The sequence below is a fragment of the Haliea sp. genome (assembly GCF_040221975.1).
Taxonomy (GTDB): domain Bacteria; phylum Pseudomonadota; class Gammaproteobacteria; order Pseudomonadales; family Halieaceae; genus Haliea.
Map to the genome: position 1 here is coordinate 1 of NZ_JAVJWR010000004.1, position 14,421 is coordinate 14,421.

Consider the following 14,421-nt stretch of genomic DNA (forward strand, 5'->3'; position numbering starts at 1 on the left):
AACCAGCGGTGCCTACGAGTTCACCCAGAACGCGGCCTTCGGCCACGCACCGGGTGCGGACAGCGCCAGCGGCCTGGTCAGCATTACCCTCACCGACAGTGACGGCAGTGTTGCCAGCCCGACCCTGACCCTGACCATCAACGATGCTGGCCCGACGGCAGTTGATGACACGGGAATCAGCGTCGACCAGGGGACCCCGATGATCATTGATGTATTCGCCAATGATACTCAGGGCGCGGATGGTGTTGACCTGGTAGCCGGTGTCTCGTTGGCAACGGCGCCGGGCAAGGGAACCGTGGTCTACAACGAGGATGGCACGTTCACCTACACCCCCGATGCCGGGGAGGAAGGTGAGGACAGCTTCACCTATACCATCGTCGACAGCGATGGCGATGAATCCACTGCCACGGTGACCCTGACCATTGAGGCGGATTCAGAGCCGGTGGTTACCCTGTCAACCGGTTCCCTGGTGGATGAGGACGGCTTGCCCGCTGGGGTAGGCGATGCCGCGCCCGGTGATGACGTGCCGGTATCCGCTGGCACCATAGCGTTCAATACCGGGACGGTGGGTCTGGGGTCGATCGCGCTGGCGGCCTCCGCTGGCGGTCTGACCACCCTGGATGGCTCGGTGGTGAATTTCGCCTGGAATCCGGCCGGTGGTGCCGCGGGTGCCGGAGCGCTGCTGGGCTATACCGGGGCCATCGCACCGGATGATGCGGGCTTTGATGCCGGTAACCTGGTGGTGTCGGTGGCGCTGGATGCCTATACGCCGGGAGCAACAGGAGAGGGCAGCGTCGGCTACAGCGTGACGCTACACCAGCCCGTGGCGCACCCGCCGGTGAACGATGCCGGCGAGCCCGTGGCAGCCTGGGAAAACAACCTCGGCTTCGAGGTGACGGCGACCGTGACCAACAGCGACGGGGTGGCCTCCGCCAGTGGCCCCGACAGCGTGTTTACCGTCACGATTGACGACGACATGCCGGTCGCCAACCCGGTGGGCCAGATCCTCGAGGTTCCGGTCAGCGACACCGCCGTGGGCTCGCTCGCGGCAGGCTGGGACAATGTGGTGGCAACCAGTGGCAGTGGCAGCATCAATGCCAGTGGCGATACCGATGGTGTCTATCTGCAGTGGGGGGGGAGCAACGGTTCCGGCTACGATTTCCGCTACGCGGACGAGTTTACCGGCAGCACCGAGGTGCCGACGGATGCCCTGTTCACTCTGGGTACCCTGACCCACAACAACTTCCCGATCTCCGCGAGCAGCAAAGTTCTTGACTCTGTGGACCTGGATGTCACGTTTACCCTGGTGATAGACGGCGCGACGACCCAGGTGACCACGACCATCAGGCTGGATCACACGGAGACGCCCAATAGCGGGCCGAATTCGAACCCGGCCAACGACGACATCGTGCAGATCAGCAACGCCAGCCAGGTGCAGACCATCACTGTAGGCGGTCGCGAGTTCGAGCTGCGCATCCGCGGGTTCCTCGATGGCGACGGCAACCTGGTCAGTACGGTCAGGACGCCGGAGGGCGCTGCCACCAGTTTCCCCCTGGTGGCGGAAATCGCCTCAACCGATGATGTCCCGACGCTGAATGGGGTGCTGGAGCCGGTCTGGGGCGCGGATGGTCCCGCCATCGCGAATGCCATTACCTGGGATACCGGTAGTGGTACCACCAGCAGCGGGGTGATCCAGGGCAGCCACGGCAGCCTGACGGTGAGCCCGGACGGCAGCTACAGCTACAGCATGAGCCACGCTGGTCGCGATGCGATGGAAGCGGATGCCGAGGTCACCGAGACCTTCACCTACTACCTGACCGATGCCGATGGCGACCGGGTGGAAGCCAGCCTGGACGTGGTGTTGCAGGGTGTGCCCAACGCTCCTGCGGGCGAGATTGAAATCGCGCCGCGCCAGGTCCCGGAACCTGTCCTGAAACCTGCTGTGGTGTCGGAGGAGGTTGTTGAGCAGCCCGCGGTCGACGCACCGGGAGAGCCGGTAGCGGGTGGCTTGGTGCTGGCGACCCCGGAGGACGATGTGTTTGTGTTCACCCTCGACGAACAGCCGGAATCGGGTGCGACGACCATCGTTGGCTTTGGGGAGGGCGGTACCGACTCTCTGGACCTGCGCGATCTGCTGCAGGGCGAGGAGGCGGACGGGGTTGACCTGACCAGCTACCTGAAAGTGTCCTATGATGGCGCGGATACAGTCATCGAGGTCAGCAACAGCGGCCGCTTCCAGGACAATCCGGGTGACTTCGCCAAGATTGACCAGACCATTACCCTCGAGGGCGTGGACCTGGTTAGCGAGCACGACGACGTGGCTTCGGTGATCGCCAGCATGCTCAAGTCGGGCCAGCTGTCTATCGACCAGTAAGCCTCTGGGCTATGATCCATCCCCGGTACCCGCAAGGGTGCCGGGGATTTTCATGGGAGTGGAACAATGCCTTACGTCAAGCGCGACAACAGCGGCCGGATTGTCGCTGTCAGCCAGCTACCGGGGGAGTGTGACGAGGCTGTCGCGCCGGAGGACGCCGATCTCAGGGCCTACCTGGATGCCCTTGGTCGCCACCCCGGCGAACTCAGTTCGACCGATCAGGACTTTGTCAGGGTACTGGAGGACGTTGTCGAGCTGCTGATCGAGCGCGGCGTCATCCTGTTCACGGACCTGCCGGCGTCGGCACAGCAGAAGATGTTGCTGCGCCAGCGGCTGCGGGAGCACATGGCGACAAGCCTTGACCTGCTGGGTGACGACTGAGCGGCAGCCTGTCGCTGTCAGTCCCGCTGGCGGCCACGGGCAGTGGCTTGTCATTGCTCGTCGTCTCGTACCCCGGGCCCGGTGACACCATCGAAACCCAGTTGCGCCAGCTGCTGCTGCTCGGCGGCGGTGCGAACCCCTTCCGCGATGACGATGACTCCGATGGCGTGGCCGACTGTACACAAGGTGCGCAGCAGGGCCTGGTTGCCCGCATTGGTATCCACGTCGCGGACAAAGGCGGCATCGACCTTCAGATAGTCGAGGCCCACATCGTGCAACTGGCCAATGTCCGCCAGCTGGTGGCCGACATGTTCAATCCCGACCTTGCAGCCGAAGCGTCGCGCACTTGCCGCCAGGCGCTTGAACGCCTGCAGGTGACGGAAGGCCATGGATTCGGGGAGCTCCAGCCACAGATTGCCGGCAGCCGTGCCTGCGGTCGCCAGGCGATCGCTCAGCCACAGGGGGAAACTCGGCTCGACCAGTGCGCCCACGGACAGGTTTATGGCCAGTGGTTGTTGCTGTACCGCGGCAATGCGCAGCGCCAGGTCGACCACGTATTTGTCCAGTTCGCTTGACAGCTCCAGGCGGTTGATCCAGGGCAGGAAGACGCCGGCTGGCAGTTGTTTATCGGCCTGCTGCAGGCGTACCGGCGCCTCAAGGTGCAGAAGGCGCTTGTCCATGTCCTGGACCGGATAGGTGGCGAGGCTGAAGCCCTGCTCCGCGAACGCCCGGTCAAGGACTGTCTGCCAGTGGTCCATCTGGTCCCTCACCGGCATCGCCCGGATGTCACCCGCCCGGGTAATGCTGACGCCGGTGCTCTCGCTACTGTTCGCGGCCAGCAGCGCCCCATCCAGTCGGGTCAGCAGGGTCGCCTGCGTATCGCCGTGGTTGTAGACGGTGGCAGCGCAGGGCAGGGTGCAGTCTTCCAGCATGTTGCGGCTGGCGATGACTTCCCTGAACGCCGCCCGAACCTGTCGTGCCAGCTGCTCGGGCTCCAGGTTGCGGGGCGCCAGCAGGGCAAAATCCGAGCCATTGAGACGGGAAGCACTCCAGCGGCTGTGCTGGCGCGCAAGGGCATCCAGTGCTTTGCCAGCATCCCGCAACAGTCCGTCGACAACGTCGTGGCCGTAGCGCTGGTTGAGCGGGCCCAGCCCCCCGATACGGATCAGCACCACGGTGCCGGTGGCGTTGACATCGTCGCTCTCCAGGGTTGCGACAAGCGTGTGCATGAAGGGTTCGCGATTGGTCAGACCAGTCACCGCGTCCCGGTGGCTGGCGCGCTGCATCTGTTCAAGTTGCGCGCCCTCCCGCTGCAGGACCGTCTTGATCCGTTGTGACAGGGCATTCATGGCGCTGACGAGCCGCCGAAACTCCAGGGTGCGGGGTTCGGGGATCGTCACGAACCGGCGCTGGCCGATCGCTTCGGCCTGCTCGACCACTGCGTTAAGTGGCCGCAGGATCACCCGCAGCAGATAGCTGCCGAGAATGCCGCCAATCAGCAGGGTGACCAGGAAGACCAGCGCCAGCAGTTGCGCGCTGTCCCACAGTTCGCGGTAGGCAAAGCGCGAGTGGCTGCGCAGGGTCAGGGTGCCCACCTGCTGCCAGCCCTGCTGCACCTGGGCATGCCCAGGTTCCACCTCAATGGGCAACAGGCGAACGAACCAGGCAGGGGCATCGCTGACCTGCCGGGTGTCCTCCCGGCGGATGACGGGGTTTCCATCCGGGTCCACCAGCTCGATCAGTTCGTAGTGGCCGGTGTCAAACTGCGCCGCCAGCGTGAGTTCCAGCAATACCGGGTCCGCCTCCTGCTGGGTCAGTGACAGCGCCAGCGCAGCCGCGTTGTCGACGTTCTTCATGTACAGCTGCTGCTCGAGATAGCGCTTTGCCGACAGGCTGCTGACCACGAAGGTACTGCCAAATACCAGGGTCAGCAGGAGAATGATTGCCAGCCAGAGTTGTTTGAAAAGTGACATGCCGGTACTCCTTCAGTATTCCTGGTTCAGCCGAGCCCGTCGGCCGCCATGCGTTGCAGCACGTCGCGCCAGCGCGAGAGTCTGGCCCCGGGGTCGCGGGTAGCGGGTGCTGCGGCGCCGCCCACCCACAGGCCCTGACTGTTGAAGCCGAAAACCGGTTGCAGGTCTGCCCGGCGGGAGGCGGGGCGGATCTCGGAAACCATATTATCCAGAATCAGCGGCTCTGCGGAGGGGGTGGCGTAGTAGGCCAGAATCATGTGCGCTTCCGTGGCGTTGCTGTAGCCACCCCCGACCTGAGCCTTGACGTAGGTGATGCGCATCTTGCCGATATCCACGCCAGCGAGCAGCAGGGTCATGTACTTGGCGATGCTGAAATCCTCGCAGTCTCCCTCGCGTCGGGCCATGGTTTCCAGCGGTGTCGCCCAGTAGTCCTGCTGCTGCCAGATCGCGATATCGGTGCGCCAGCGTACCAGGCTGTTGAAGAAGTCGTTTACCCGGGCAAGCTTCTGCTCTTCGGGCAGGGGCCTGATCTCGTCGACGAGCGTGCGCCAGCGGGCAACCGTGACGGCGGTCTCGGTACCGTGGCGGGCGAGGGCGAGACGTTCCATGCGGTCCAGGTCCGCCTGGGCAAGCACCAGCGCACAGCCCAGCAGGGCGACGAGCATCGCCACCGTGAACGCGGTCATTCTCTTTCGCGCTGCCATTGCTGATATCATTGGTCCAGCCTGACGCCGGTGTCAAAGGTGGATGTTACGGTATTTTGTTCGCGTGTACGGTAGCGAAGTCAGCTTTCCGTGGAATTGTCGGCCGGGGCGGGCAATTCTGTGACGCGGTTCATGGAATCTGTTTGCACACGGCAAATTTCAGCCCTGTGTGCCTTATAATCGCTGGCGCAGACGAAGCTTATAGGCAGCACGGGACTGCTGTCGTGACAACAAGGGAAGAAAACGTATGAACAGGAAATTGGGGATGATCGGTGCGGTGGTTGCTGCCTGCGTTCTGCAGGGCGGCGCCGTACAGGCGCAACCGGTGGGGGACTTTCGTGCGGCCGTGACCCAGGCGGTGATGACCAATCCCCGGGTCAACGCGGCCTGGTACAATTTCGAGGCGACGCGCGAGGCCCAGCGCGCAGCCAAGGGTGGTTATTTCCCCAGCGTTGATATCAGCGCCGAGATAGGCCGCGAGGAACGTGAGACGCCGCTGGTGGACCTCGGCAGTTATACCCGCGACGCGACCCGTTTCACCATCACCCAGATGCTGTTTGACGGTTTTGCCACCCGCGAGGATGTGCGGGCTCTCGGCTTCGAGAAGCTGAACCAGTACTACGAGCTGCGCCGGGCCTCCGAGGAGATTGCCCTGGAGGCGGCCCAGGCCTACCTGGATACAGCGCGTTACCAGCATTTGGTCAGGCTGGCTGAAGACAACTACGTGTTTCACCGGCAGGTGTTTGACAAGATCGCCGAGCGCACTGAAGGCGGTGTCAGTCAGGGCGTGGACCTGGATCAGGCCTCGGCCCGGGTTGCGCTTGCGGAGTCCAATCTGCTGACGGAGCTGACCAACTTGCATGATGTGCAGGCCCGCTTTCAGCGGGTGGTCGGTGACATGCCGGCACCGGACCTGACCATGCCGACGGTGCCCGCGGGCATGATTCCCGAGCTGCGGACCGCGGCTCTCAATGTGGCCTATGAGCGCAGCCCCGAGATCAATGCGGCGATTGAGAACCTGCGCGCCACCCAGGCGCAGCTGAATCGCAGCAATGCCGCGTTCATGCCGCGGGTCGACCTGCGCTACCGCAATGAAGTCGAGCATGATACCGATGGCCTGGATGGGCGCTACGATGAAGAGGCTGTCGAACTGGTACTCAACTACAACCTGTTTCGCGGTGGCGCCGACAGCGCCCGCAAGCGCGAGTTCTACAATCGCTACAACTCGGCCATGGAAGAGCGCAAGCAGGCCTGTCTCAACGTGCGCCAGAACACCATGATTGCCTTTAACGACATCGGGGTGCTGGAGCAGCAGGTGGAGCTGCTGGACCGGAATCGCCTGGCCCAGGACAAGACCCGCCGGGCCTACCAGGACCAGTTCGATATTGGCCAGCGCACCCTGTTGGACCTGCTGGATTCCCAGAACGAGTATTTCGATACCCAGCGCGCCCATGTCAGCGCGCAATCCGCCCTGCGCCAGGCCCAGGCCCGGACCCTGGCCAACATGGGCCTGCTGCTGTCCGCAATGGACGTCAGCGACCTCAACGAAGAGCAGATCAAAGAATACAATCTGGACCTGGCGCGCGGCGATGACCCGAACGGCCAGCCCCTGTGCCCGCCGGAAGCACCGGCGGCAATGACAATCGACCGTGAGGCCCTGCTCGCACGCCTGGCGAACTCCGGCGCAGACAGCAGCCGCTATCGCGAGGTGAGTGAGAATCGCGTGGCGGTATCACTGAATGTCCAGTTCGCACACAACTCCTCGGTGATCACCCGCGAATACGATGCGGAAATCGGTCGTGCCGCGGATTTTCTGCGAGACAATCCTGCGGTGGTGGCAATCGTTGAAGGCCATACCGACATCACTGGCACCGCAGAGTACAACCAGTGGCTGTCGGATCGCCGGGCCAATGCCGTGCGCGAGATGCTGATCGACAAGCATGGCGTGCGTGCGTCCCAGATCACCGCCGTCGGTCACGGCCAGAGCATGCCGATCGCGGACAATAACACCGCCGAGGGGCGCAGCCTCAATCGCAGGGTAGATCTGGTGCTGGACAGTAACGGCGACTGAACCGGCTGCCAGGCAGCAGGAAAAAGCCCGGCGCCTCACAGCGCCGGGCTTTTTTTGGTGCCGGGTCACGGTTGGCCAGGGGCCAACCGCATTTCCTCAGAACGAGTACTTGGCGCGAACGCCAACGATGCGCCCCTCGTCAATGAACTGGCTGTGGGTTCCCGCCAGTACCGGGGTGTCAAAGCTCTGCACGAACACTTCCTTGTCGAAAATGTTGCGGCCGTAGGCCATGAGCTCCCAGTTCTCCCCGCGCAGACCCAGGCGCAGATTCACCTTGGAGTAGGAGTCCATGGTGTCGATCGGGTCATTGTCGCCACCCGGCTCGAAATCGTCGCGGTAGTTCGCCTCACCGGAGACAAAGGCTTCGAGGCCGTTGTTCAAGGGGTGGTTGTAGTCGGCCAGGAAAGAGGCGGTGTACTCGGGGGCGAACATGGTGCTCTCTCCCGACAGGTCGTTGTCGGTAAAGCCCAGGTCGGTGCCGCAGGCGGGATCCACATCCAGCTGGATCGCGGTGCAGGGCGCGTTCTCGAAGCTGTCGTAGCTGGCGTCGAGCCAGGCTGCATTGATCCCCAGCCGCAGGCGGTCGGTAGCCTGCCACAGCACATCCAGTTCCAGCCCCTTGATCTCCGACTTGGCGGCATTGGTTACCCCGAAGCTGATGCCCTTGAAGATCGAGGTCTGCAGGTTGTCGTAGACGGTGTAGAACGCGGCCCAGTTCAGGGTCATGCTGCCATCGAGCAGAGTGTGCTTGCCACCTATCTCGAAGGCATCCACCTCCTCGTCCTCAAACTCGAACTCATCGTTGGGGACGGTGGGGTCGTAGCACTCCGCCAGCGGTGCGCCCGGTGCGCAGGGAGAGCTGCCCGCATCCAGCTGCCCCGGCTCCTGATCGTCGGCATCGGTGAAGCCGCCGCTCTTGAAGCCCTGGGAAAAGCTCGCATACAGCATGCTGTTCTCGGTGGCGTCCCACTGCAGGGTGGCGGAGGGGATCCACTTGTCGGTCTTGCGGCTTTCACGGTAGTCGAAGGGATAGGTGTTGAAGCTGGTCGCTTCGATGAACAGGGCGAAATAGTTTTCCGTGGGATTGTCCAGCCCGGTGAGGTCGTCGCTGACAAACTGGGTGCTCACCACGTCTTTCTGTTCCTCCGTGTAGCGCAGACCCAGGGTCAGGCGCAGGTCGTCCCGCAGGTTGAAGGTACCCTGGCCGAACAGCGCCCAGGACTCCGAGTCCTGCTGGTGGTAGTGGTTGCGGGCGAGCTGGTTGGCGGGATAGGCGCCCCCGGTCAGCAGGGTGAAGAGGCTGTTGACGCCCAGCAGCTGCGGCACCAGGCCATCCGCGTTGAGGTCGATGGTGACCCGGCGGTCGATTTCCAGGTCGCTTTTCTCGAAGTAGCCGCCGACCACGTAATCGAAGAACTCGCCGCCAGGGGACACAAAGCGGAACTCCTGGCTGAACTGCTCGAAGTCCTGGACATCGTCGCGGTGGATAAACTGCAGCGGCAACCAGTCCACATCGACGCCGTCGATAAAGGTGTATTCGGACCAGCCGGTGACGGAGGTCAGGGTGCCGCCCGGCAGGTCGTAGTCCACCGTCAAGGCAAAGTTGTCATAGTCTTCATCGCTGCCGTCGGGGTACTGGCCGATACCCTGGCCGTCGGTAATGCTGTTGCCGTAGCCATTGTCCTTGTAGACCACGAATTCGCGGTTGCCGATTTCGGCAAAGTCCGGGAAGAAGGCGTCCATCAGCGCGTAGCCGATGCTGGCGAACGCGGAGCGGTTGGGGAACAGCCGGTCCCGTTCGGCGGGGTCGTCCAGGTAGAGCGTGGTGGTGGAGGGTGAGCCGATGCGCTCATACTCGGTGTTGCTGTACTTGAAGTTGACGTTGAGGTTGTCGCCGGGTTGCCAGACCGTGGTCAGCCGGAACCCGGTCTCGTCGATCTCGCCCTCGGAACGGTCGAGGAACTCGTTGTCCATGTAGCCGTCGGTCACCCGGTGCTTGAAGCCCAGGCGGGCGGCGAAGGTATCGGTGAGCGAGCCCTGCACGAAGCCCTCGTAGATCTGGCCGTCGTGGGATTCCAGGGACACGCCGATTTCGCCGCTCAAGCCCTCGCCGACCTTGGGCGAGGCGGTGATGATGTTGATCGCGCCCGCGACCGTATTCTTGCCGAACAGGGTGCCCTGGGGTCCGCGCAGGACCTCCACCCGTTCCAGGTCCATGAAGCCGGCGCGGTACTGGCGGCCGCGGCCCATGTAGATGCCGTCGATGTACATGCCCACGGACTGCTGGTACAGGGCGCTGGGGAGGCGCTGTAGACCGCGCTTATGGTTATCTGCGGTCTGTCAGGGTTGGGAGCTGCATTCGGCCCTTGCGGGCGATCTCAGTTCGTGGCCAGCATGTTTTCCCGCTGGCGGAAACTGTGCAGGGCGCTGTTCCAGGATTCAGCCGCGGTTTCCGCCAGGTAGACCGCGCGGTTGTGCTGCAGAGGGTGCAGACTGGCAGACCGGCAAGCGAGGTAGGCTTCGACGCCGGCGACATAGTGGCTGACCGCTTGCCGGGCTGCGTGCATCTCCTCAATGCTGGCAGTCTGGCCGTTGGGGATGGCCGGGGCGTCCTGTGGCATCGGCGCGGGGCAGCTGGCCCAGGTGCTGGCGGCCAGGAACAGGGCGGGAAGTACGAGCAGTTTCTTCATGACAATGACCTCGAGTGACTGTGGCTTGGACATTGGATGTTACCCAATATGTTACTAATATCCACATAAAGAGGAGGCCGCGCAACCCCGAATGCCTCCCGTCGCCAAATTTATTTGCCATTAAAATCAATAATATAAATTCCACGAAAGCATCGCGCACCAGAATGTTACTTTGTGTAACCCGATGTTTCGGGCAGTTGTGCGATGGTGGTGCGTCGCCGGCTGCAGAATGCTGGCCGCCGGCAGTCGTCGCCCCGGATTCGTGCGCACAATCCCGACCGGCGCATTACACTGGGGCATAGCCGCTGCAACGCGGAAATTCTCGACAGACCCTGGAATCCGGAGGTTGGATCATGTCCCAGCGAATGGAAAAGGACACCATGGGGGAGATTGCCGTGCCCGCGGCAGCCCTGTACGGCGCGCAGACCCAGCGCGCCCTCGACAACATCGCCATCGCCCCGCAGCGGCAATTGCCGCCGTCGTTTCTGCGGGCCCTGGCGCTGGTAAAAGCCGCCGCGGCCACGGCCAATGCGCAAGTGGGGGTACTGGACGACGCGATTGCGGCGGCCATTGTGTCGGCGGCAGAGACTGTCGCGGCGGGGGAGCACCCGCAGGCATTCCCGGTCTCGGTGTTCCAGACCGGCTCCGGCACCAGCAGCAACATGAACATGAATGAGGTGCTGGCCACGCTTGCCAGTCGCGCAAGCGGGCAGACGGTGCATCCCAATGACCATGTCAACTGTAGCCAGAGCAGCAACGATGTCGTGCCCACGGCGATCCAGGTCGCGGCGACGCTGGAACTGGAGTCGCTGCTGCTGCCCGCTGTCACTGCCCTTGAGGGTGCCCTGCAGCAGCGGGTGCCGGAGCTGGAGGCCGTGGTCAAGACCGGGCGCACCCACCTGATGGACGCGATGCCGGTGACCCTGGGCTTTGAATTGCGCACCTGGGAGCTGCAGTTGCAGGAGTGCCGGCAGCGGCTTGCGGACCTGCACCCGAGGTTGCAGGCACTGCCCATAGGCGGCTCTGCGGTGGGCACCGGGGTCAATGTGCCCGCGGGTTACATCGACGCGCTGCTGCAGGCGTTGCAGGTAAATTCCGGCGTCACCTTTACCGCCGCCGCCATGCCCTCTACCCGGATGGCGGCCCAGGATGTGAGCGTCGAGTGTTCAGCCTGCCTGCGCAGTGTGGCACTGGTGCTGATCAAGATGGCCAATGATCTGCGCTGGATGGGTTCCGGTCCGCTGGCGGGGCTGGGCGAGATCCAACTGCAGGCGCTGCAGCCAGGCTCCTCCATCATGCCCGGCAAAGTGAACCCGGTGGTGCCCGAAGCGGTGCTGATGGCCGCGACCGAGGTACTGGGCAATGACGCGACCATCGTGCTCGCCGGGCAGTCGGGCAGCTTCCAGCTCAACGTCATGCTGCCGCTGATCGCGGACAAGCTGCTCGGCAGTGTGGCCTTGCTGGCAGGTGCCTGCGCTGCCATGGGGGGCTGTATCGGGGGCCTTGAGCCCTGTACCGGGCACGCGGGCGATACGGTGGCCCGCAACCCTGTCCTGGTGACGGCGCTGAACCCGATTATCGGCTACGAAGCCGCCGCCGCGATTGCCAAGCGCGCCTATCGGGAGGGGCGCCCGGTGCTGGAGGTGGCACTGGAGGATACGGATCTGTCCCGGGATGAGCTGGCCAGGCTGCTGGACCCGATGCCGCTCGCCCGGGGCAACCGGAAGGATTTGCCGCACAGATGATGGCTTTCGGCTTGATCCGATGTACCCCCGTCAGCGGATTTGCGCGATGCTGTCAGCTCGCAGTTGCCAAGGACTGGCACGGGAGGACAGGGAATGTTTGCCACAGGTCACCACATTGCCGGCGCGATCCTGCTGGGGGCAGCCGTTGCCGCCGGCCCCGCGCAGGCACAGTTGCCGCTGAGCATTGAGGAGTTGCTGGTCGAGCAGCGCACACTCAAGCTGCAAACGTCGTTCACCTACAGAAACAGTAACACTGCGGGGTCCGCCGCAGCCGGCGCCATCGCAGCGGTGGCGCCGGCCTGGCAGCAACGGCAGCTGCAGGTGAGCGCGGTCACCAGCCGCATCCGCTACGGCTTGCGCCGCGACCTGGAGATCAATGCCAGCGCCACCCGGGCGCAGATTGACTGGCGCGGGCCCGCTGGCGCCGGGGGTTCTGACCAGCATGCCCTGGCGCTGGGGGCGAACTGGCTGCTGTCTGCGGACAACCGCAGCCCCGCGCTGCTGCTGACCGCGGCGGTGGATGTGCTGGAGACCAGTTGGCTGCAGCCCGGGGTGCGTCACCATGGCAGGACAGCGCGTCTGGGCGCGCACCTTTACCGCGCCATCGATCCGGTGGTGTTGTCGCTCGCAGTCAGTCAGGAGTGGCGCCTGTCGCGGGATTTTGCCGACGGCACGCTGGAACCGGGTAATCTGCTGAGCGTGCGTCCGCAAGTCAATTTTGCCGTCAACCACCGGGTGACGCTCACCGGCGGGGTCTCCTGGCAGCGCCGTGCGCGCGATCAGTTCGACGGTGCCACCCTGGCAGGCAGTCGCCATCAGACCGGCCTCTCCATGGGCCTTGGGCTGCAGGCCAGCGCGCGCTCGACGGTGTTTGTCGACAGTCATGTATCTACCAGCGGTGACAGCGGCGCCAGCCTGTCACTGGAATGGTTGTATCGGTTTTGATGTGGGAGCGGGAACGGGCGCGCCAGTCCGGCGTGCCATTGGATGCAATCTTGCCTACGAGGAGAAGTACCATGAAAAAACTATCTGGAATTGCAGCGGGCATTGCGCTTGCTGCCCTGATCAGCCAGCCGTTGGCCGCCAGTGCGGCGCCGGCGGCAGCCCCGGAAAACGCCTGGGTGAGCGCTGCGTTTGGCGATGTCGGCCCGGTCGCCTCCGGGGCGGCAATGTTGACCGACGCCGAACTGGAAAGCGCCAGCGGGCGCATTGCCCCGATCTATTTTGCCTTGTCCGTTGCGGGCTTTGACCTTGCGCTTATGGGTTTCTACTGGGGCGTTTATGTACCGCATTACGGCGGTGCTGGCAGCTGTGCGGGCTGCAATGACGCGATGCTCAATCAGCACTAACGCGGCACCGGCCCTGCGGCTGCAACTGATGAGGCAGCCGCGGGGCATGATCCCGGTATTTGACTAGACTGGAAGCAGAGAGCCGGACAGGAGGCCGCATGAAATATCCGCCACTGGAAAACAAGCTCAGGACTTACCGCTTCGAGCAATTGCAAACACGGTACATGCTGCGCTACTGGTTGCAGGGCATCATTGCCCTGCTCAGCGTGATGGCGTTGCTGGTGGCGCTGTTCCGGGAGCAGGCCCTGCCGGCTGCATTCCTGGTGCTGGCCGCGGCGGGCTTTGGCCTGGTTAGCCTGGCCGCAGGGTACCTGGGTCACAAGCGGGCCCTGGAGGCGCTGCGTCGCGAGCTGCCGCCAGGGGAGAGCTATGAGCCGCCACGGGAATGGTTTTGACGCAGTGGGCAGGGTGCTGCTGGCGAGCTGCCTGCTTGTCGCTGCCAGTCAATTGTTGCCGGCAGCAGTGGTGCGCGCGGAGGCGGGTGGTTTCCGCAACTGGGTAACCCTGCGCGATGCCGGTGTGGTCCGCCAGGCGCGTGATTTCTCCTGCGGTGTGGCGGCGCTGGCAACCTACCTTACCTACTATCTGCACAGTCCGGTGACCGAGGCAGAGCTGCTGACCCTGCTGGATCAGCATGGCGACGACTGGGGCTTGCCCGCGGACTGGCGCGAGCGGGGTGTCTCCTATGCCGTGCTGCAGCAGTTGGCGCGGTATCACGGCCTGCAGGGCGCGGGTATGGCGGTAACGCCAGAGCTGCTGGAGTCGCTCAGGGTGCCCGCGCTTGTGCGCCTGGAGGTCCACGGGGTCCCGCACTTCAGTGTTCTCAGAGGTGTCGGTGAGGGCGGCCAGGTGCAGTTGGCGGACCCCTCCTGGGGCAACCACCGCTTGAGTCGGGAGGCGTTCCGGGCACTGTGGCTGGACCCGGAGCATGGCGGGGACTCTGGCACCCTGATGCTGTTCCAGCCGATGGCGGGCAGTTCTCTGGAGCCGGATCCGGGCTACTTCCGCCTTGACTCTCCCCAGGCCCTGCTGCGCCCGCCGGCTTGAGCCTGCAGCACCAACAGGCATTGCTGTGGCGTTGACAATCTCGCCACGCTATTAAACTATGCTGCGTTCCTCTTTGCTGTTGCAGCG

General features: G+C 63.9%; 12 protein-coding genes and 1 pseudogene. 8 read left to right on the top strand and 5 right to left on the bottom strand.

Going from position 1 to position 14,421, the window contains the following annotated elements:
• Together RLO07_RS00875 and RLO07_RS00880 are read left to right on the top strand one after the other, a co-directional pair.
• Positions 1-2,374, top strand: a 2,374-nt coding sequence (locus RLO07_RS00875; RefSeq protein ID WP_462290243.1) for a choice-of-anchor K domain-containing protein, incomplete at its 5' end; no start/stop codon positions are given.
• A gap of 66 nt (positions 2,375-2,440) precedes the next feature.
• A complete protein-coding gene (locus tag RLO07_RS00880) occupies positions 2,441-2,755 on the top strand; it encodes a hypothetical protein (protein ID WP_462290244.1) in 315 nt (104 codons plus the stop codon).
• Between the two features lie 50 nt (positions 2,756-2,805).
• Here the strand turns inward: RLO07_RS00880 and RLO07_RS00885 are convergent, their stop codons facing one another.
• Positions 2,806-4,728, bottom strand: coding sequence for a bifunctional diguanylate cyclase/phosphodiesterase (locus RLO07_RS00885; protein WP_462290245.1), 1,923 nt, complete (start codon positions 4,726-4,728; stop codon positions 2,806-2,808).
• A gap of 26 nt (positions 4,729-4,754) precedes the next feature.
• The gene (locus RLO07_RS00890; RefSeq protein ID WP_462290246.1) at positions 4,755-5,432 is read right to left on the bottom strand and encodes a transglutaminase-like cysteine peptidase; all 678 of its coding nucleotides are present in this window, start codon (positions 5,430-5,432) and stop codon (positions 4,755-4,757) included.
• A gap of 247 nt (positions 5,433-5,679) precedes the next feature.
• On the opposite strand from RLO07_RS00890, the gene RLO07_RS00895 reads away from it, so the two are divergent.
• Positions 5,680-7,503, top strand: a complete 1,824-nt coding sequence (locus tag RLO07_RS00895) for a TolC family outer membrane protein (RefSeq protein WP_462290247.1) — start codon at positions 5,680-5,682, stop codon at positions 7,501-7,503.
• Positions 7,504-7,599: 96 nt separating this feature from the next.
• On the opposite strand, the gene RLO07_RS00900 is transcribed toward RLO07_RS00895, so the two are convergent.
• The 3 genes and pseudogenes from RLO07_RS00900 to RLO07_RS00910 all read right to left on the bottom strand — a co-directional run bounded on the left by RLO07_RS00900 (position 7,600) and on the right by RLO07_RS00910 (position 10,193).
• On the bottom strand, positions 7,600-9,477 hold the full coding sequence (locus RLO07_RS00900) for a TonB-dependent receptor (RefSeq protein WP_462290298.1): 1,878 nt from the start codon (positions 9,475-9,477) through the stop codon (positions 7,600-7,602).
• Positions 9,478-9,657: 180 nt separating this feature from the next.
• Positions 9,658-9,810: pseudogene (locus RLO07_RS00905) on the bottom strand (TonB-dependent receptor plug domain-containing protein); the annotation flags it as partial.
• 71 nt (positions 9,811-9,881) lie between these two features.
• On the bottom strand, positions 9,882-10,193 hold the full coding sequence (locus RLO07_RS00910) for a hypothetical protein (protein ID WP_462290248.1): 312 nt from the start codon (positions 10,191-10,193) through the stop codon (positions 9,882-9,884).
• Positions 10,194-10,546: 353 nt separating this feature from the next.
• Between RLO07_RS00910 and RLO07_RS00915 the strand changes: the two genes are divergently transcribed.
• The 5 genes from RLO07_RS00915 to RLO07_RS00935 all read left to right on the top strand — a co-directional run bounded on the left by RLO07_RS00915 (position 10,547) and on the right by RLO07_RS00935 (position 14,334).
• On the top strand, positions 10,547-11,938 hold the full coding sequence (locus RLO07_RS00915; protein WP_462290249.1) for a lyase family protein: 1,392 nt from the start codon (positions 10,547-10,549) through the stop codon (positions 11,936-11,938).
• Between the two features lie 93 nt (positions 11,939-12,031).
• The gene (locus tag RLO07_RS00920; RefSeq protein WP_462290250.1) at positions 12,032-12,883 is read left to right on the top strand and encodes a hypothetical protein; all 852 of its coding nucleotides are present in this window, start codon (positions 12,032-12,034) and stop codon (positions 12,881-12,883) included.
• Positions 12,884-12,954: 71 nt separating this feature from the next.
• Positions 12,955-13,287 carry a hypothetical protein gene (locus RLO07_RS00925; protein ID WP_462290251.1) on the top strand — a complete coding sequence of 111 codons (333 nt, stop codon included), beginning with the start codon at positions 12,955-12,957 and terminating at the stop codon, positions 13,285-13,287.
• Between the two features lie 98 nt (positions 13,288-13,385).
• Positions 13,386-13,682 carry a hypothetical protein gene (locus tag RLO07_RS00930; RefSeq protein ID WP_462290252.1) on the top strand — a complete coding sequence of 99 codons (297 nt, stop codon included), beginning with the start codon at positions 13,386-13,388 and terminating at the stop codon, positions 13,680-13,682.
• The gene (locus RLO07_RS00935) at positions 13,657-14,334 is read left to right on the top strand and encodes a C39 family peptidase (protein ID WP_462290253.1); all 678 of its coding nucleotides are present in this window, start codon (positions 13,657-13,659) and stop codon (positions 14,332-14,334) included. The genes RLO07_RS00930 and RLO07_RS00935 overlap by 26 nt, the downstream gene beginning before the upstream one ends.
• Positions 14,335-14,421 lie beyond the last annotated feature (87 nt).